General features: G+C 52.6%; 17 protein-coding genes and 2 pseudogenes. 7 read left to right on the forward strand and 12 right to left on the reverse strand.

Annotation, left to right across the window (positions count from 1 at the left end; translation table 11 throughout):
* On the forward strand, positions 1-1944 hold the full coding sequence (locus L9H78_RS09935) for a bifunctional ADP-dependent NAD(P)H-hydrate dehydratase/NAD(P)H-hydrate epimerase (RefSeq protein WP_249619982.1): 1944 nt from the start codon (positions 1-3) through the stop codon (positions 1942-1944).
* 89 nt (positions 1945-2033) lie between these two features.
* Here the strand turns inward: L9H78_RS09935 and L9H78_RS09940 are convergent, their stop codons facing one another.
* The gene (locus tag L9H78_RS09940; RefSeq protein ID WP_236588420.1) at positions 2034-2414 is read right to left on the reverse strand and encodes a cupin domain-containing protein; all 381 of its coding nucleotides are present in this window, start codon (positions 2412-2414) and stop codon (positions 2034-2036) included.
* Positions 2415-2528: 114 nt separating this feature from the next.
* On the opposite strand from L9H78_RS09940, the gene L9H78_RS09945 reads away from it, so the two are divergent.
* Positions 2529-2960 carry a hypothetical protein gene (locus L9H78_RS09945; protein WP_249619983.1) on the forward strand — a complete coding sequence of 144 codons (432 nt, stop codon included), beginning with the start codon at positions 2529-2531 and terminating at the stop codon, positions 2958-2960.
* A gap of 81 nt (positions 2961-3041) precedes the next feature.
* Here L9H78_RS09945 and L9H78_RS09950 read toward each other — a convergent pair whose 3' ends face one another.
* From L9H78_RS09950 to L9H78_RS09965, 4 genes are all read right to left on the reverse strand, one after another.
* On the reverse strand, positions 3042-4556 hold the full coding sequence (locus L9H78_RS09950; RefSeq protein ID WP_249619984.1) for an ABC-2 family transporter permease: 1515 nt from the start codon (positions 4554-4556) through the stop codon (positions 3042-3044).
* Between the two features lie 14 nt (positions 4557-4570).
* Positions 4571-5296 (reverse strand): ATP-binding cassette domain-containing protein, encoded by a 726-nt coding sequence (locus L9H78_RS09955; RefSeq protein ID WP_249619985.1) that lies wholly within the window; start codon positions 5294-5296, stop codon positions 4571-4573.
* A 141-nt stretch (positions 5297-5437) separates the two neighbouring features.
* Positions 5438-6109: a response regulator gene (locus L9H78_RS09960; RefSeq protein WP_049149494.1), complete on the reverse strand. Its 672-nt coding sequence runs from the start codon at positions 6107-6109 to the stop codon at positions 5438-5440.
* Between the two features lie 45 nt (positions 6110-6154).
* A complete protein-coding gene (locus L9H78_RS09965) occupies positions 6155-7375 on the reverse strand; it encodes a sensor histidine kinase (protein ID WP_065420333.1) in 1221 nt (406 codons plus the stop codon).
* A gap of 383 nt (positions 7376-7758) precedes the next feature.
* Here L9H78_RS09965 and L9H78_RS09970 point away from each other — a divergent pair, with 383 nt between their 5' ends.
* Positions 7759-8478, forward strand: coding sequence for an Abi family protein (locus tag L9H78_RS09970; RefSeq protein ID WP_249619986.1), 720 nt, complete (start codon positions 7759-7761; stop codon positions 8476-8478).
* A 148-nt stretch (positions 8479-8626) separates the two neighbouring features.
* Positions 8627-9571, forward strand: a pseudogene (locus tag L9H78_RS09975) (transposase domain-containing protein); the annotation flags it as partial.
* A 56-nt stretch (positions 9572-9627) separates the two neighbouring features.
* Here the strand turns inward: L9H78_RS09975 and L9H78_RS09980 are convergent.
* The gene (locus L9H78_RS09980) at positions 9628-9801 is read right to left on the reverse strand and encodes a hypothetical protein (protein WP_174233991.1); all 174 of its coding nucleotides are present in this window, start codon (positions 9799-9801) and stop codon (positions 9628-9630) included.
* 960 nt (positions 9802-10761) lie between these two features.
* Here L9H78_RS09980 and L9H78_RS09985 point away from each other — a divergent pair.
* A complete protein-coding gene (locus L9H78_RS09985) occupies positions 10762-11028 on the forward strand; it encodes a YdeI/OmpD-associated family protein (RefSeq protein ID WP_249619987.1) in 267 nt (88 codons plus the stop codon).
* A 28-nt stretch (positions 11029-11056) separates the two neighbouring features.
* On the opposite strand, the gene L9H78_RS09990 is transcribed toward L9H78_RS09985, so the two are convergent.
* The 4 genes from L9H78_RS09990 to L9H78_RS10005 are packed head-to-tail and all read right to left on the reverse strand — an operon-like array spanning position 11057 to position 15004.
* Complete coding sequence (locus L9H78_RS09990; RefSeq protein WP_249619988.1) at positions 11057-11716, reverse strand: potassium channel family protein; 660 nt, start codon at positions 11714-11716, stop codon at positions 11057-11059.
* Positions 11709-13064, reverse strand: a complete 1356-nt coding sequence (locus L9H78_RS09995; RefSeq protein ID WP_249619989.1) for a TrkH family potassium uptake protein — start codon at positions 13062-13064, stop codon at positions 11709-11711. Before L9H78_RS09995 ends, L9H78_RS09990 begins: the two co-directional genes overlap by 8 nt.
* Before the next feature lie 54 nt (positions 13065-13118).
* Positions 13119-13814: an ABC transporter ATP-binding protein gene (locus tag L9H78_RS10000; RefSeq protein ID WP_249619990.1), complete on the reverse strand. Its 696-nt coding sequence runs from the start codon at positions 13812-13814 to the stop codon at positions 13119-13121.
* The gene (locus L9H78_RS10005) at positions 13814-15004 is read right to left on the reverse strand and encodes an ABC transporter permease (protein WP_249619991.1); all 1191 of its coding nucleotides are present in this window, start codon (positions 15002-15004) and stop codon (positions 13814-13816) included. Before L9H78_RS10005 ends, L9H78_RS10000 begins: the two co-directional genes overlap by 1 nt.
* A 112-nt stretch (positions 15005-15116) precedes the next feature.
* Here L9H78_RS10005 and L9H78_RS10010 point away from each other — a divergent pair, with 112 nt between their 5' ends.
* On the forward strand, positions 15117-16478 hold the full coding sequence (locus tag L9H78_RS10010) for a sensor histidine kinase (protein WP_249619992.1): 1362 nt from the start codon (positions 15117-15119) through the stop codon (positions 16476-16478).
* A gap of 15 nt (positions 16479-16493) precedes the next feature.
* Positions 16494-17111: a response regulator gene (locus tag L9H78_RS10015; RefSeq protein WP_249619993.1), complete on the forward strand. Its 618-nt coding sequence runs from the start codon at positions 16494-16496 to the stop codon at positions 17109-17111.
* 65 nt (positions 17112-17176) lie between these two features.
* On the opposite strand, the gene L9H78_RS10020 is transcribed toward L9H78_RS10015, so the two are convergent.
* Both L9H78_RS10020 and L9H78_RS10025 read right to left on the reverse strand, forming a co-directional pair.
* Positions 17177-18499 carry a hypothetical protein gene (locus L9H78_RS10020; protein WP_249619994.1) on the reverse strand — a complete coding sequence of 441 codons (1323 nt, stop codon included), beginning with the start codon at positions 18497-18499 and terminating at the stop codon, positions 17177-17179.
* Positions 18492-19073 (reverse strand): annotated as a pseudogene (locus tag L9H78_RS10025) (ABC transporter ATP-binding protein); the annotation flags it as partial. The gene L9H78_RS10020 and the pseudogene L9H78_RS10025, both read right to left, overlap by 8 nt.
* Positions 19074-19543: the final 470 nt, after the last annotated feature.

Below are 19543 nucleotides of genomic sequence, written 5' to 3' on the forward strand. Positions count from 1 at the left end.
ATGTTCGCTTATTCTGCTGATCAGATCCGCGCTGCGGAAAAAGCACTCCTGGCCCATGAGGTTGCCGACGACGAGATGATGAAGCTCGCCGCCGCTGCTGTAGCCGATACCGCTCTAGATATGTTGCGGGCGCAGTCTAGGCGCGCCCCCGCGCATCAGGCAACGGCTAAGCAAGTTACAGGCGGGCGCGACATGCAAGCACCGGGGGCGGCAGACGTAGTGGTTGCAGTCGGCCCCGGCGGTAATGGCGGCGATGGTTTGTTTGCCGCCACACACTTGTTGCTGACTGGATACCGTGTGCACGCAGTACCGGTGGCTACGCTTACCGACGGCTCCCCAAAGGTGCACGAAGCTGCGTGGCACGCATTCCGCGCCGCCGGTGGCGAGCTGCTCGGCACCGGCGAACTGGCCGAACTGGCTGATTCTGCGCAAGCGCCCGCACTAATCATCGACGCGATCGCTGGCTTATCGGCTGGTCGCGGACTAGATGGCGCGATTGCCAAGTTCTTCCACGCGCAGCGGCGGCTGGGCACCGATGTCCTCGCCGTCGATGTGCCAACCGGGGTGCACTGCGATACGGGCGACACCGCTCGAGAAGCCGCCTCCCGAGAAGCAACATCTACGGCTGCAAACACAGATCAGGATGCGGCACCATGTGAGCGCCAGCCCGGCGATAGCTATGTGCGTGCGACGGTCACGATCTCCTTTGGCGCTGGTCGCTGGGCGCACGCGGCAACACCCGCGTGCGGGAAAGTGGTGATCGCTGATCTGCAACTGCCACAGGGCCCGCGCTCGTTCGCCGAAGAACTCGCGCACCAGAACCCGATTGGGCAAAGCGCCGCTATCGCACACGAGGACGGCGAGCACGGCGAAGATGAGCGCCACGTCACCGAGTTTTTCCAGGTTCCAGCAATCGCAACGCGGACACAGATTCAGGCTCAGGCGTCGGCAAGCGGCAGCGCAACGGAATCACCACAAGCACCAGGTGTGCCGGAATTCCAGCACGCCACAGTCGGAGTCGGCAGCGGCCCCGGAAACCTCGAACCGCAGCCAGCTGGGGACAAATATTCCTCGGGTGTGGTTGGTGTGTGCGCCGGCTCGGCGGCATATCCCGGCGCGAACATTTTAGCTACGGCCGGTGCCATCGCCGCCACGCCGTCGATGGTGCGGGTGATTGGTCCTGCCGAGCTCACGCGTGATGTGGTGCGTGCGCATCCGGAAGCAGTCACGCACGCCAGTGTGCGCACCGCCGGACGGGTACAAGCCTTGGTTGTTGGCCCAGGGCGCGGAACGGATATCTCCGCTGCCTTGGAATTGGAACATGCACTGCGCGGTACGCAGCCGTTGGTGCTGGATGCCGACGCCATCACGTTGTTAGCGGCTAGCGCTCAGCTGCGGGAGCTCCTGCGCGACCGGGCAAGCGCTAGCCCGGTGTTGCTGACCCCGCACGATGGAGAGTTCCAGCGTTTAGCAGACGCGCTATCTGCACCTGATCAGGATGGTTCTGCAAACGACGCCACCGACCGTTTGCGCACTACCCGCAACCTGGCTGCACAGCTAAATGCGTGGATTTTACGCAAAGGTCGGATCACTTTGATCGCTAGCCCGAGTGGCCATGTGGTGTCGGTGAATACGGGTTCTTCGTGGGCCGCCACGCCTGGTTCCGGCGATGTGCTGTCCGGAATTCTGGGCGCTTTCCTCGCCGAGTGGAATGCACAATGGAGTGCACCAGGGAACGCGCCGGAAGTTGCGGCGGATACGGAGCAAAACTCGGCAACGGCAGCAGCCCGGGCGGGTCTTGCCGACGTATTTCGGCGCGCTGTCGTCGTGCATTCTTGGGCCGCGCAGCTTGCTGCACAAACAGAATTTGGGATGGCGCCGACGTCGGCAAGCGCGATTGCTACCGCGATACCCCGGGCGCTGGCATATTTCTCCAGGCAGTAAGACAGTAAGGCGAAAACAAGCACTGCTCCGTGCAGGGGCCGGGTCATTCAACGATTACTGCGCGATTCACCGTTGCACCGCTGGCCTTGTTAGCCCAGGATCAACAGTGTGACCACTGCCGGGGCGTCGGCATGCAAGGCGTGGATTTTGCCTTCATCGACGTGCACGGCTTTACCCGGAGCGAGTGTGATTTCATCGACGGGCTCGCCAGCATCCGCGTCACCGATGGTGAACGTGACTGAACCCGTTTGCCCCAGCACCAGGATCGGGCGCGGGGCCTTGTGGTTCGCCATAGTGTCACCGGCACGGAAGGATAACCGCACCACGGTGGCGCCTTCTAGCTCGGCGACCTTGGTTACTTGTGGCACCGCACGGGCTTGACGTGACTGCGCATGGGTAGAGTTCTCATCCTCCTGGTATGGCAGATCGAGACCTTCCACCAGTTCCCATTCGTGCTCATTAATGCGCATGACAGCTCCTTTGCTTACGGGGGCATTTAGCCCCAGTTTACTGCGCCAACTTATTGCCCCGATTTTCCGGAAGTTATGGTTAGATTAACTTAAATTATGAAAGGTAGGGTCGGTATGGTGGCTAGTTCGCAGGTAAATCTTGCCGATTGGACGCAGAAGGCTAAAGACTACGTCGATTCGAAACAGCACCTTCTACTCCCTGGAATAAAACAAAGCACCCCGTGGAGCCAAGAATCATTAAAAGCGTGCGAAAAATGGTTGCTTGCGAACGCAAAAACGATTCCTGCCCCTCGCCGAATTGAATACGAGATGTTCCTTGGAGAAGGTCTACGCAGGCGGTTTTCAGGGCAATGGGCGCATGCTTCTATCTTGGACAAGAAAATTAGCCATGAGCATAATCTACTTGGAATTTATTATCCTCAGCTAGAGCAATTTGATGTAACCGGATCCCTGCTAGACAATGCGCTTGCCGCAAAAACAGGAGATTTCTGGGCCTCAGTTTTCCAGTTAAACCAAAGCCTTCGTTTGGCGGGCCTTGCAAATTGAAGCATCCCGGATTCTGCTGCTATAAACCATTGAAATTGGAAGCCATAGTTTTAGGATCGCCACCTTTCTGAGTACCAGAGCCTAAGAGCTTCGCTCAAACTTTCTGAGTGCCACGAAAAACCAACGCACTGTTAGACCAAGAACGAGTAATTCAGTTATTACTGCAAAAATGAGCCGTTCTGGAGTGTCAGCAATCTCTGGCCAAGCAGGCAACGCTACAACCCACAGGATGGATTCAGCCAGAACATCGCCTCCCAGAGTCGCCGACAATACCGTGATAAAGATTGACCATGCGATCGTGAGGCCAACACCGTAGGACACACACAGCACGGTACTTATAGTTGCCAGCACTACTCCCGTCATTGACCACAACACGACTAGCTTCACCGTTTCAGGAAAATTCCCGCCCGCAAACGTATGCAAAACTCCTAGCACCATCGCGAGAAAAACGAGCAAGATGGAATACCACATAAGGTAGGAAACACGAGTTTTAGCGTTCTCCAATACAGTGACTCTCCACGCAGAAGACAACAATTTCCAACTCACGATAGGAAGAAGGCCTGCGCCTAAGGGAAGGACGAAAAACGTATAGAAGCCGCTGATATAGCTTGCTGGATAAAAAATAGCCATCATCCCAAAAACCGCTAACACGGCAAATAACAACCACGAAATACTGCTACGGAATAATGCGATCCTGATGGACGATAAAGCAAGAGCTAGGTTGTCTGGACTATTGCGCCCAGAGAAATCAGGTGAAGCGTATACAGAATCAAGAGAAAACTGTGCAGGTGAAATGCTTTGTTGTGGTTGTGCTTGCGTATTTTTCTTATTCGTAACTTTTCTTTGGCGGCCCCGCGCGAAAACCGTCAAGCTAAGAGTAACAAGCGCAAAGAGGCTATTAAGGACAATTCCTTGCAAAGGAGTTTCTTGCGCAAGTAACTCTCCTTCAGTCAAAGGGACCGCATTGGAGTGAACGCCAAGCACGGGTAGAAGCAAACGCACTGGCCAGGTCGGTGGAAGCAGATTCCACAGTGTGGATTCAGATAAAAGAGTTCCGGTTACTTGATACACCACCGCTGCTAATAACGTCATTACAATAGAGAAATACCGTGCAACCAGGCTGAAAATACAAAGCGTCGAAATGCTGCACATAAACGCTAGCCCACCTGCAACAAGAAGGGAATTCGCCCCTTCACGTCCATCCAATATTGTTAATGCCCAGGACGACCCAAAGTTCATCAGGTGAAACAATGCAGAAACTACAATGAGAACACCGATACGTGCCGCACGAATAGCATATGGAGACACCGGACGAATATCTGTCCCTCCGTATCGGTTCGCTTTTTCCCTATCTTCTGCCAGACCAGCTAATAAAGCGAGAAGAGGAGCAGCCATACCAGTGACGTACATAGCCTGCCAAGCCAGCGCACCCGAGGCATCATGCCCCTCAGCAGACCAGAAAGCTAAGGTCGAACTAGTAATACCAATCCACAGACCAATCAGTGGAAACCATTGCACTGCTGATCCTTTTGTACGAACAATTTCGGCTTGAATAATACCCGATGCCTTCGGCACACTCTGCGGTCGAGCGAACACAGACCTTACTTTGCTCATGATTCTTCACTTCCGTGGGTCATGTCCAGGAAGCGTTCTTCAAGGTGATCTCTTGCGGCAAAATGGCTCAACGGCCCAGAATAAACACTATGCCCTTTGGCTAGGATCGTGATGTCATCAGCGAGTTTAGAAATTTCCCCGAGCTGATGGGAGCTAACCAAAACGGTGCCTTCGCACTTCACCCAATTACGTATAAGAATTCGCAGATCTGCGATCCCCTGCGGATCGAGACCATTTTGAGGCTCATCGAGAATAAGGATGGGCGGACGTCCAAGAATTGCCGTTGCAAGAGCAAGTCGCGCCTTCATACCAGTGGAAAAAGAGCGCGCCTTCTTTCTCCCAGCGTGTCCCAGTCCTACGAAACCAAGTGCTTCCTGCGCCTGGAGATCTGGAATATTCAGCAGCTTAGCGTGAACACGGATATTATTTAGCGCTGAGAGGTGGCCGTAGAAGGCTGGCCCGTTGATGGAGGCCCCGATATTTTTCAGACTGTCTCTAGTCCGGGGAGCGCCAAGAATTTGGATAGCCCCTTGTCCGCGGTCTTCCAAACCGAGAATCATACGGAAACAAGTAGATTTCCCTGCTCCATTACGCCCCAGAAGCGCATGGACCCGACCAGGGTTTACGTCCATCGAGAAACCATCAAGAACCGCATGTCCTGAATAACTAATCCGCAGATCATTACATGAGATTGCAGGTGTTAGTCCGTCTGTCTTAGCCATGACTCTATGATGCGGCGCACCTGAGATAAAAGCATCTATCTCTAGGACGTTTTTCACGACCTCTTACTACGCCAGGCGACTGAATACGGCATCAGTCTAGAGAATGAAGCGAGCCGTTTGTCCAGATGCTTAAAACTGCGATTATTCTTCTGGATTCGTCAAGTGGTTTTTGTGTGCCCAGACAGCTAAACCAACGCGATCTCGAACTCCTAATTTATTTATCAGCCGAGAAACATATGTCTTGACCGTCGCGGTACCTATAAAAAGAGCACCCGCAATCTCTGCATTCGTCTCCGCACAGGCAACCCGTCCTAAGACTTGTTTTTCACGTTCGGTCAGAGAGTTCACTATCTCGATTTCATCATCCGTGGGTTTATGCTTCCAGGTTGATCTTCGCCGAAATTCCTCGAATACGAAGTTAGTCACATCCGGAGAAAGTACCGAAGCTCCTTCATAAATTCGACGTACAGAACTGATGAGATTTTCAGGATCAATGTCTTTGAGTAGGAACCCGTGAACTCCGACTTCTAGGGCGTCTTCCACTAGATTATCGTCGCTGAAAGTTGTCAGCATCAGCACCTTAGTATCTTTATGCTCTTTTAAGATTTGTTTCGCAGCTTCCAACCCGTTCATTTGTGGCATTTGAATATCCAGCACCGCGACGTCAATCTTCCATCGGGAGGCAATCTGCACCGCTTCAATCCCATTTTGCGCCAGGCCAACAACTTCAAGATCTGCTTGAGTACTTAAAATAGTCTTCAAGGCAGAAGCCATTAGCGGCTGGTCATCTGCGATTAGTACTCGAATCTTCATCTCTACCACTGCTTAAGAAATTCACACTTTCCCCATGCGGGGATACTATCCCGGCAGAATCGGCACCGAAGCTGTTACGGAGAACATACCATCTTTGTGCTTGAAAGTAATCCAGCCGCCGAGATTGGCAACTCTTTCTTGCATACCAATTAAGCCGCTTCCCGAGCCCTCAAACACTTCAACGCTCTTTCCTTTTGATTTGCTTGTAATAACCAAAGAAAGCTCGTTAGCAGCAAACGAAATCAACATCTTTATACTCGTAGACGTCTCAACACCCTGGTGACGAAGGATATTCGTCAGTGACTCATCGATGATTCTACGTACAGCCAATTGAGTAATTAAAGGTACAGATTGTACAAGTTCCTGCATCTCTTCTGGAGATGGCAAATCAGCGTGGATTTTGAGTCCAGCTTTAGAAAAATTCTCTAATTGAGAATGCATATTGCTTAGCCCAGTGAGGCCTTGCTCCTGGCTTTTACTAATGTTATCTCTCAATGCTCGAACAATCCCACGAACTTCCACTAACGAATCAGAACTAATTCTACGAATATTCCTTAGAGCTTCCTCTTGTGCGTTGTTGCTATTATCGGCAGAGGCTTTCCCAGCTATTTCGCCTGCAGATGCTTGGACATTAATTAATGTCAAACTATGGGCAAGGACATCATGAATTTCTCGCGCAATCTGCATCCTTTCTTGGGCTTGAATTTTTCTTAACTTCTCTAAATTTGACTGTTCCTTTCTTCTTCTATCGAGTTCCCGCTGCTGTTCTTGTTTCCGTTCAGCCCGACCGAATTGCAGGACAATGGAAAGCGCGAGCCACTGTACTAGGAGCCATGAGATGGCCTGTTCAAGGCTACGGTAGGCCATTGCGTCAGTCCCAAATTGCCACATGACTGGAGAGATAATGCAATAAACAAAAGCTAACAGTGCAATGCCAGTCACCCACCTTCTACTGTCAGATTGTCGCGAAACCCCATATACGGCGACCGGAAGAAATAAGAAGAAAGGAGTTAATCCCAGGTTAGTTGGGAGTGCGGTAATCCAATTAATGGACCATGCATACAGAATCATCACCATCAAGAATGAAGACAATATGGGTTTAATCCGCCAGACAAAGCTGACAGGCACAAAAGCAACAGCCAAAGCAGCTTGAATGGATCTATGCAGTCCGCCATCAAACGCTATAGAAACGTAAAAGAGAGCCCAAAAGAGCACCAATAAAGAAAACATTAATTCCCAAGCTTTCAACGGGATTTTCTGAATCATTACGGTGTCCTCGCTTCGGTGGGCTAACGTCAAAGAATGGCGAGTTTATCCTTCACCACTATCGTGAGATTTCTCAATCCAACACTAGTAAAGCTTATCCCGATTTTATTCAGTTGGCTCGGGTTTAGAGGAGACCTGGTTGGCGCTTGTCACCAAACCGAGCTTTTCACAGGTTTCCGCTTTATGAATATGTTCAAACAAATAGCTCATCTCATTTGAACTGAATGCCCGAGGGTGTCCGATTTTTGTCCCTTAACCCCGAATTCCACCCCTTTGTCTATTAACCCTGAAAATCAACGACCCCAAGCACAAAGCTTGGGGTCGTGGGGTATGGTGCGCCAATCTACATTGACGCTCACACGCCCGAGCATATCATTAAGCGTATGAAGGACAAAAATGAACTAGAAACCATGCTTGGCGCGGCTCGTTTCAAAACATACTACACAGCTGCAGGAAACGATACAGAAAAGGCGGTAGCACTGTACCGCTGGAATACTCGGCTAGCCGGCGCTTTACACTCTCAGTTGTCTTACTTTGAGGTTCTAACACGCAACGCGATGAACAATGCGCTTCAGGACTGGAACTATAAGGAAAAGGGCTGCAGAGATTGGTCTCTTGAATACCAATCAAACCAGTTGTTGTACGACATGTTCAAAACGCCTATGGGGCAGGCTAGAAAATGGGCCCGGAAAGAATCTCAACGTCGAGGTAATGGACACACACGCAAGAACGCTCCGCCCAGTCACGATGATGTAATAGCTCAATTCACGTTAGGTAATTGGTCGAATCTTCTCGGAGAGGCATTGCCGGACCATCGTTCAAACGCCAAAAGACTGTGGAAGGAGTGTCTCCACCACGCCTTTCCCAACGCTGGTATTGAAGACCAATGGAGGGAAAATATTGGCAAGAAGGTTGAACGGCTGACACGTTTACGTAACCGAGTATCGCACCAAGAAAACCTTTTAGAAACCAACGTCCGAGGACGACTCAATGACCTGATAACAGTACTAAGAGCCATTGACACGAGTTACCCTTCCTGGACGATGGAGGATTCCCAGGTGCGACGGGTAGCGCGAGAAGATCCTCGCAAAAGTTGGACGTAAGGCGTGCTTCAATTCTTCAGAATGATCTTCACATTAAAAAATGACAAATATTATCGTTTTCAGCTTGTGTAGTTGTCGGTGATAAGTATTGAGAATGTGAAGCGTCCTGGTCTTAGTTCCTACCTCAGCTCCACTAGGATTGGATACTATGCCTAGAAAGCATTTCGTCGAGTTCAAGGAGAAAGTGGTCCATCAGATTGTTGACATCTGCCGCTTGGCATCCTGATCACTGCAGCGCACTTAAATAGAGGTCGGCGAGCTGCCTGGTGTATCCCACCACACGTTGTGGGCTTTCTACCGCGACAGCACCACAGAGCGCCACAGCTTGTGATCATGCTGAACCGTCTGGTGGCGAGTCAATGGAAGAAGATCTTAGGGCGCCTGCGCCGAGAAAACCGCGAAACCAAACGAGCAAATGGGATCCTCAAGACCGCGTCGGTTTTTTCGCAGCGAGAGTTGACTACTCCACAAGCGCATGATCTCCTACATCAACACATACAAGAAATAGCGTGGGCCCCGGGGCCATCTGCCTCGTCCTTGACCCTGCGGATCGTGGATTCCATTACCTTACGCGTTTATCGCAAAGCCGTCACACGCCTTCCCAGCGTAAGAACCTTAAGCAATAGTCTGCTCATCCGAAGAGATTCAACGAGTCCATGCAGAAAACTTTTCGGTCTACGCTATCTGTACAATGTGGCATGCCATGAACCGTGAAGGCTTTCACCTAGCCCGCGACAAGACCGCATGTTTTTTTAAAAAACTAGCCGGTGTCAGTGGCCGACATCTTGGGCGTTATCCGGTAATCACAATCAGCCCGAAGGCACCTGATCATCGCCTGGACCTGGTTCAACGAAACTTTCGTGCACAAGCACCAGGCAAGCCTTGGGCTGTCGAGATTACTTACGTTCGCACCCTGCCAAGATGTGGCTACACCGCGTTTGCCGTAGATGTCTTCAGTCGGAAAATTGCTGGTGTTACTACACGCTAGACGGTGCGCTCCGATGTGCTACCCATCAAGGCTGTGGAACATGCTCTCACCGCCACCGGTCAAATCCATGGAAACCAGCTGGTGCACCATAGCGATCGGGCCAGTTAACGGCCTTTACAAAGCGAAACTAAACCCAGTACGCTCCAGTACAAATTATTTGACTATTTTTCTAGATTGGTGGAGAACGGATGTAGCCAGTAGATTACGGCAGCAGAAGCTAAAGAAACAATGACAGTAACAGCAATACTTTGCTTCGAGTCAAATCCATCAAATATAATCCCAGCAATCGACAATACAACCATAAAGGTTATCCAAGCTGTGAAATAACGCGTCATAACAGTCCTTTCAAAGAGTTAAAAATAGATTTTATGAAGTATGCCTACATATTTTTTGCTGTACATCGGCGATACGGGCCTGACCCCCGGAAAGTGGACGCGTCGGGGGTTAGCTATGCTGCTTTAGTCAGTGTAGCTGAAGTCTCGGCTTCAAAGACATCAGGAGCCACAAGATTGCACCAGGAATACCGCCTGCGCGTGTTGTAACGCATACACCACCGTGAAGTGCCTGAAGTGTACCAGGTTTTGTTCCTAGGCATTTACCCGAATCAACGCCGACGCAAGCTACTACTCTGAATATTTTTAAAAATGTCCGCATCCTGTTTTTGGATACTTACCCCTCAATTGGCTGTCCTAGAGCAAGAGCTCTTAGGACAGCGAATCTGTGCACTAAAAGGATTCCCTTTTTATTTAGAAAACCGGGCAACCATTGAAACAGTCAAAAGTACCCATGAGGCTGACAGAAAGACTGTAGCAACAGTATTTCCGCTAGCGATTACATAGCCTACGCCGAAGGTTAAAATAAGCCAGCCGATAACGGAAAACCAAAACCCTACAGTTCGTTGTGGGGAATTCTTCAAAAGGATCATCTCTCTAGACTATTTCTATTTGCCTGGGTAGTTAACGGCCTATCGCAGCTTTACCGCAAGTGTAACCTCCTCCGACACTAGCAGCACCGGCACCTATCACAGCTACCGCTACGGCTAGCCCTGCTCCCAAAAGGAAAGATTTCTGGAGGATAGCAGCAACTTTTCCGTTCTGATCATGGACAATCACGGTGCCGTCCAACTTCTTTTCAGCGACCCCCTTTTCGATAGAGAATGAAGTATCCCACGTTCTATTCCGTCCGACTAGGTGGCAAAATCTGAGCACGTCAGACAGCCAACAATGCCATACTAGGAATTACGCCAAAGAACACTGAATAGCCCTTGCCGAACCACTTCCACTAAATTGGTTGTCATGACAACACAAGCTGTGCTTTACGACGGCGCCGTCCACCCACTACCCGACGACCTGCAACAGGCCCTAGACCGCGAAAATCTCGCAGAACTGTGGAACGGACTCACCCTACTAGCTCGCAATGAATTCATCTGCTGGGTATCAGATGCAAAAAAGAAAGAAACCCGCGCCCGCCGCATCCGACGCACCTGCGAAGAGCTCCACGAAGGCAAACGTCGCCCGTGCTGTTGGCCCGGATGCACACACCGCGAGAGAAATGGCAAATAAAGAATAATTGGTATGCGCAGATTCGGCGTTAAGAATCCGCGAACTTGTCGAGGTCATTGATCCGCCCGGCGGCAATCACGAGGTCGCCGGAGCGGAGCACGTAACCGGCAGGTGGAGCAGAAAAGTGCGCATCTGCCGAGCGCACTGCAACAATGGCGATCCCCTGCGGGGTTTGTTCTACCTTCCGCCCATGCATCCACAGCGGTGGGGCTAGCTTAGCCATGGCGAAATCAGAATCGAACTCGATGTATTCCTGCACGTGCCCAGCAATCAAATGTGCCACGCGTCGGCCAGTATCCCGCTCTGGGCGCACAACGTGGTGCACGCCAATTTGTGTCAGGATCTTGGCCTGTTGCTGGTTGTCTGCTTTCGCCCAAACGTTAGGCACGCCCAGATCCATCACGGCAGATGCCGTTAATAGCGACGCCCCCATATCGGATCCGATGCCGATCACCACTCGGTGTGCATCGTGTACGCCGAGTTGGCGTAGTGCTTCTTGGTCGGTGGTTTCGGCGACGACGGCGTGTGTGAGTAGCGAGGCGGCTTTGGTTACTACCGCTTCGTCTACATCGATGCCCAGTACTTCTACACCGGATTGGACTAGTTCCTCACCCAACGCCATGCCAAATCGGCCAAGGCCAATGATAACGACGGGTTGTTTAGCGTGGTGGAATAACAGCTTAGCCAATGAAAGGCCTTTCTACGGGGAATGAATAGCGGCGTTGGTTGGTGCGGGCAGCTAGGGCGGCGACAACCGTGATGGGGCCGATACGCCCGGCATACATCAGCACTACCAGCCATACACGCGCGAATTCCGGCAGATCCGGAGTAATACCGGTGGTCAGACCAACGGTAGCGAATGCAGAGATGGTTTCAAAGGTGATCTGGTGGGAGTTGAACTGCGGTAGCAGCATTTGTAACCCCATAATGGAGCCAGCAATCAGAATGAAAGCCATCATGAATACTGCCATCGACTGACGCACGATACGCCCGGGTATGCGCCGACCAGCAACCAGTAGCTCGTCGTCACCGCGCACTTCGGCGATCAACACTGCCACTAGTACGGCGGCGGTGGTTACTTTCACTCCGCCTGCGGTACCGCCGGATCCGCCACCGATGAACATCAAAAAATCCGTCAACATCAGCGAAGAAGGCCGCAGGTTCGATAGATCAACCGAGTTGAATCCGGCAGTGCGGGTGGATACAGAATGAAAAAATGCCGCTTGCACCGCCGACCACGGGCTCAGGTCGCGCAAGCTGTTCGTCCATTCCATGATCCCAAACCCGATGGTGCCGACAACCAGCAAAATCGCGGTGCCAACCAGGGTAAACAACAAAGTCAACGACCGCGGGCGTTGAACTTTCGAACAACGCCGCTCCTTGATCTCTAGCAGTACCGGAAACCCCAAACCACCGACGATCACGCCCGCGGCGACCGGCAAGATAATTCCAGAATCGTTGACGTAGGGAATCAAGTTGTTGGACTGGAGTCCGAATCCTGCATTGTTGAATGCAGAAATGGCGTGAAAGGCCCCCTGCCATACTGCGGGCAGGAAGGCATATCCGTATTTCGTGGCAAAACGGATAGTGAGTACTACGGTGATCACGAATTCCACGGCTAAGGAAAAACCAATTGTGCCGAGGATGACCGTGCGCACCTCACCGAGGTTTCTTCCGCGTTGTTCTGCAACGGCACGAAGCCGCCCCTTGACGCCCATCTGCCCGGCCAGCACAAAACTCACCACCGTGGCCAAGGTCATGATGCCAAGACCACCGATCTGGACAAGCACCAAGATGATTACCTGTCCGAAATGAGACCAGTAAGTCGCTGTATCCACAACTGTTAAGCCGGTGAGGCACACCGCGGACGTAGCGGTGAATAGTGCAGTGGTGACCTCCGGGTTGTCCACCCCACTGCGGGATACGGGCAGCAACAAAAGGACTGTGCCCGCGAGAATGAGCAGCAGGAAGCTCACGGAGACCAGCTGCGCGGGGCTAAAACCCCGTCGGCGGCGTGCGCCTGAATGGAAAATCACAAATCGATACTTTAAACCTCATGCGGCTATCAGCGATACCCATATGTGAAATTTTTACTTGATTTTGCCGTCGATTACTTCCACCACGTCATCCACGTATTTCAGCATTCCCCGGTCATGGGTGACAACGCACGTAGCGATCCCCAAATCGCGTGATACCTGCTGCAATAGTTGCATGATCTCTTGCGACAATTCCTGATCCAGCGCGGAAGTAGGTTCGTCGGCAAGCAAAACATCCGGATCATTCATCACTGCGCGTGCAATATTCACCCGCTGCCGTTGACCACCGGATAGCTTGCCGACGCTGCGGCTGCCAAGCCCCTCCAAACCCACCTTGGCCAACAGCTCTTCTGCCCGCTCCCGGCGCGGGGTACGTCCACGCAGATGGTCGGTGATCAGCAACTGCTCGGCAACAGACAACGATTCCAACAAGTTCGGCTGCTGGAAAATCATCCCGATGTGCTGGCGCCGTAATTCGCTGCGCTTTTCCTCCGAGCCGACGCTCATCAGTTCACCGGCGATACGCACCTCACCTTCCGTGGGCTGCAACAACCCCGCCATAGCTGAAAGCAAAGTGGATTTGCCGGATCCTGATTCGCCCACGATGGCAGTCACCGTCCCCGGAAAAACCTGCAAAGACACCTGATCCAAAGCGCGCACGGTGCCGGTGCCATCTGGGAAATCAACGGTGACGTTGTGGCAAGCGACCGCTGGATTTTTAACTTGTGTGTTTTTATTTTCAGTATTCATTAGGATTTTCCCTCCAATGCCGATGCCGGATCAATCTTTTTCACTCGTCGGGTTGCCACCAGTGCGCCACACATACCGAGCACCCAGATGCCCGCGGCGGGCACCACGATGGTGGTCCACTGCAAATCAAACGGAACAGAACCCCCGGCCCACACGCCTGCTGCCCAGCCGACGCCGGCGCCAAGCACAACGCCGATGCCGACCACCACAGCGGCTTGTCCCAGCGCATCCTTCCACACATACCCCGGGCTGGCACCAAGTGCGCGGAGCACGGAGAGATCACGGCTGCGCTGGATTGTCCACACGCTCAAAAACGCCACGGTCACCAAAGCACTAATGGCATACAACAACACCTGAATCAGCTGGAGCGATGCCTGCTCCGACTGGTAGGCAGCCAAGCCAGAAAAAGAATCCTCGACTGTTGCAACACTATCCCCAGTCTGGTTTTCGGCATCCTGCCATTCCGCATCGCTCAAAGCACCCGCCTGCCGGTCCCGAGTATCCACAGCCAGAACAGTGCCGACGACGTCGTCATGCGCGCGCGAAATCTGCTGCCACACCTGCGTGCTTGCCCAGACGACGGGCTGGTGCGAATAGTGCTCGTCTTCTACGACGGCACTCACGGGCTGTTCGACGCCACCGATTTCTACCATTTCACCTGGTTGTACACCGGCCTCGGCAACGATTTCTTGGCTGACGACGATGCCGTCTTCGGCGACCACCGCCTCCTGCGGCTCCTGCGGCGCGGCCGAATCTGCTCCTGCTTCTGCTGCCGCACCCGCGGCTGTGGCACCAGCTATTTCTGTTCCCGCGGCACCCGCACCGGATACTACGGGCGCTGGAACCTTAGTCCCTGCTGGCAGGCCCAGCACGGCGACCCCCATCGCAGATCCAGCTTCCAACCGGGTTTGCGCGGTACCGAGCGGGATAACCTGGCTGCCATCGTCGACAAGCTCCTGCCATTCCTGCACATCAGAGGTGGTGACTTGTGATTCCTGAAAAGACGGCTCGTCACTAGTGAACACGTATCGCTCAGGGTCCAGGGCCTCCAGAGCGGAGGTGTTGTGCTTAGCCAACCCACCGGTCAGGCCAGTGAGCATCACCAACAGTACGGTTATCAGCCCGACGACGAAGCTAATCAAGCTAAAGCGTCCGCGGGCGGAGACGATATCTCTGAGTGCCAAAAACATAATACCTATTGTTATTTTTGCAGCTCAGTGCGGCATCGGGGTGCTAGTTGATTCTGCTATCAACCAGATGGTTGATCGCGGCCACCCAGCCTTCCGCACTAACCTAGGCGGGGTGACTACGCCGAGAAATCTCGCCGCTTCTGCCGCATCCAGCCCCGCAAACACAACAAGCCCTGCGAGCCCAGCAGGCCCCGGCCTGTCCACGGTATTGCGCAACCTGCGGGTGGGCTTACACGCCATGTTTTGCACGCTCCTCGTGCTTGGAGCGGTGCGGGTCTGGCTTGCCGACGACGCAGCGCACGCCGGGCTTGCGGTCGTTTTGCTGGTCGCGGCCGCGCTGGGGCTGGTCTATGCGGCCGGCATCGTCGTGGAATACCGATCCCGGCGCGGTGTGGGCAGTTTTTCCAGCCCGACGGTGAATCAACAACGGAACGCGCGCTGGTGGTGGGCCGCCGTTGTTGTGCTGTGGCTAAGTGCACTGGTGTTGGCGAACGATTTTCTGTGGGTGTTGTTCCCGCTGGTTTTTGTCACGCTTGCCGTATTGCCCCGCCCGGCGAACTTGCTGGCAGCTGCGGTGTTGTGGGCTGCTGGGGTGGTCGTGGTTGCGTGGTTGCACCCGCAGCATTGGCATATTGCGGTGGCGATTGGCCCGGGCATCGGCACCGTTTTTGCCGTAGCAATTTATGTTAGTTATCGCGCGTTGCACCGTGAGGCATTGACCCAGCGTCGTATCGCGGAAGAGTTAGCCGCGACCCAGCAGGAACTAGCAGCCACCGAGCACCAGGCGGGGCGCTTGGAAGAGCGCGAGCGCCTGGCCCGCGATATTCACGACACACTCGCGCAGGGGTTGAGTTCCATCGTGTTGTTGGCGCGTGCTGGACGGGCTAGCGCTAGCACCGGGGCGGCTACGACCAAAGAATCGCCCGAGTCCAAAAATGCAGCAACAGACGTATTTTCTACCATCGAGGACACCGCCCGCGACAACCTGGCAGAAGCCCGCCGTTTCGTGCGGGATCTGACCGCGCCATCTGCGCAAGCAGATTTGCCAGATGCCATTACAGAGATCCTCCAGCGCATGCGTCGCCGTGGTAGCGGGCTGGGCGAATCCACCGAATTCCGGGCGAATTTCTCTGGTGATACGCACCGCCGGTTACCCGAGTCGGTGGTCACCGCGGTGGTGCGATGTGTGCAAGAAGCGTTGAATAACGTCGCCAAGCATGCCCATGCTAATAATGCGGTGGTGTCGGTCGCGGTGCTTGGCGATGAGTTAACCGTCGATATTTTTGACGACGGCCGTGGTTTTGACCCGGCGCAGGCACCCCAGCAAGAATCCAGCCACGGCTACGGGCTTGGTGGTATTCAGCAACGCATTGCTGCATTATCTGGCACAGTAAATATTGAATCGACCCCGGGTGAAGGCACGGTTGTTGCGGCCCGCATCCCGCTGACTTCGCAGCACACACCAGCTAACTAGCTCCAGGAGACCACCATGATCCGCGTTATGCTTCTCGACGACCACCCCGTTGTCCGCGCTGGCCTGCGCGCAATCCTGAATAGCTTCGACGGGGTGCATGTCACCCACGAGGCCGCCGATGGTAGCGCGGTGGATGGGCTTGTCGACGGCAGCATCACTGATGTGGATGTGGTGGTGTGCGATATCCAGATGCCAGGGATCGATGGCATCACCGCGACCAGCAAATTAGCGAAGGCAAGCGGTCCACCAGTGTTGATCTTGACGACGTACGACACCGAAGCCGATATCGTCGCTGCTCTTGAGGCCGGTGCGTTGGGCTATCTGCTGAAGGATTCGCCAGAGGCACGTTTATTCGACGCCATCATCGCCACCCATGAAGGCAAGCGCACGTTGTCGCCGGATGTGGCGGCGGCTCTGGCGCAGCGGACTTCGCAACCGCAGCAGAGCCTTTCGCAGCGTGAAATTGAAATTCTGCGGGAACTCGCCACCGGTGCGAGCAATAAGGCCTTGGCGAAGAAGCTTTTTATTTCTGAGGCGACGGTGAAAACCCACCTGATTCATATTTTTCAGAAATTGGGTGTGGAATCGCGCACCGCCGCCGTCACGGCTGCCAGGAATCGTCGATTAATTTAGACTGCGCAGGGTGTGCCGTAGTCGAAATCTGGGGCACTTCACTTAGGCAAGAGATTCCTTTTAGACTATTTCCTTGATGCCAAAGTGGTTTGAGTCTCTTTGCCCTTTACACCAGAGAATCCCAGATACAGGAGCGGCACAAAAATCATAACGAGAATAAACACAGATATTAGTGGTTGCCAATATAACTCACTCAACATTTCAATCAAACTGATATTCCAGACGAACATCATGAGTAGTCCTAGAAAAAACACGCAAGCAAGCACTAATGCCTGCGAAGAAAAAACTATTGAAGCAAGTGTGAGAAGTAATGCGAAATGGTATTCACGACTCATAATCCCTAGCTTGAGGAATTTATGGAGACTGCGGTTGAGCAATTGGCTAAGTATGAGACTTGCGGAGATAATCGCTAGTAGCGTAAAGGCTAGAGGCACGGCCATGAGCACCCAGAAGTCCCACTGCGCAATGCCCCCTTCTCCCATGGCTCGGGCTTGCATACCAGATGCGCTGAAAAGTAACGCAGGGATGCTTGCAATGAGGAACAGGAATAACGAGATACCTGAAAAACGTGACCGGTATTCAGAAGTCACAGATTTACTCAAAACGGGGCTGGGACGGTACGAGGATAACCTTGCAACGAGTGTCGTAAGATTAAGCGCAATACGCGGAGCCGCCTGGGGAACAAGAGTAGAACCAACAAGCAGTATCCCTACCGTAAAAAGAATTCCACCTTGTTGTCCGTTTTCATAGACTATTCCGAATATAATTAACGCCGTCCCGCCTAAAGCGAAAATCCCCCGCAAGAGCCAGCGTTTGATGGAGCGCAACCTTCTGAAGCTATTGTTCACCCTCGTCACTAGATTCGTGCTCAAAAACAATACTGAGATAGTTAGTGGAATGAAGAGGCTGATTATTGCGAGAACTATGCCGAAAAAAGTGGGAACGCCAAATCCACTGACACTGATTAATGGATTTCCATTATCATCGGGAAGCCATTCTAACAGCGTAGAAAATGGTAAATAAAGCACGACTGTGAGGAATAAGGCGCCGACGAACGGCTTCCACATTTGCCCAAGCATTACGCGGATAAAGTGACGCCGACCTAGTCCAAAGCGTATAAGCGTTATGGATTGCTCGCGAAGGAGTAAAGACCCGAGAACTGCAAGCGGAATGTTCATGGCGATGGCGACAAATGTCGCCCAAAAGAGCATATTGCCACCAATAAACTTGAATTGGTCATCCGGAAACTCAGCAATCAATCGCGACCAAACTGAACCTAAAACAAGAACAAAGCTGGTGGTGATTCCGAGGGCTAGTGCAAGGACAAAGAAATATATTTTGGCCTCGCCGACGATCGACGCCCCAATTTTTTGAAGATTCTTATTCATGGTTTGCATCGTCCTTTTCCATAGTGATTACGGAATCAACGAAGCTTTCGACGACTGGATCGTGTGACACCATGAGGACACCTGTTCCCTCGTGCACCGCATCGTCAACGACACGGAATAAGCTGTCCCGCGAGTCGCTATCTAATGCACTGCTCGGCTCGTCAAGTAGAAGTAATTTAGGTTGTCGTATGAGTCCACCAGTGATCATGACTCTCTGTAATTGACCCTTTGAGAGTTCATTCAGCATCTGGTTTACAGTGTGTTCTACACCTAACGATTCAAGAATTCCGACATAGAATCCTGAATTCACCTTTTTCTTGCAAATTTGTAGATTGAATTCTAAATATTCTTTTACCGTAAGGCCTGGGAAAGCTACTAATTCTTGGCCAACGTAGGAAATATCGCTTCGGAGTAATTTCTGGCGAGTCGATACTGAGGTCTTAGATATGTTGAACTCGTCAAGTAGCACTACGTTTCCTTCATGTAGGGGGTGTAAGCCTACGATTGCGTTCAGGAATGTAGTCTTGCCGCATCCAGAAGGACCTGACAATAATGCCTTTTGCCCGTGAGTAAGCTCAAAATCTAGTGGTAACGCGAGGGGGGGGGGCTGTGCCTTGGGGTCGCTTTGACGGCAACTGCTTGAACTTCAAGTACAGGGCTAACGGTTCTCACGGAAATGACTTTCTAATAGAGGAAGGAAAATAATCAGAGGGCTGTAGCTGAAACTGTCTGATAACCTCCGAAATGAGGGGTGGACAAGATACATGACAACCCGGATTATACGTAAACCTCTTTTAAAGTAACACAAATTATTTCGACTTCGAAAGATGTAGTAAGTCACTTATCCGTCTCAATCTCAGTACGGCTTAGGGGGTTCCCATACAACAAGTTGATTCATTCTCTGCCTTGGAATCGCGCACCGCCGCCGTCACCGCTGCCCGGAATCGCCGATTAATTTAAACTTGCAATATGACTTACCTAACACCCAAGACATCGTCGCAAAGCAGCCCCACAGGAACACCCACAGACTCATCCGCCGCCCCC

The sequence above is a fragment of the Corynebacterium pseudodiphtheriticum genome, from assembly GCF_023509295.1.
GTDB lineage: Bacteria > Actinomycetota > Actinomycetes > Mycobacteriales > Mycobacteriaceae > Corynebacterium > Corynebacterium pseudodiphtheriticum.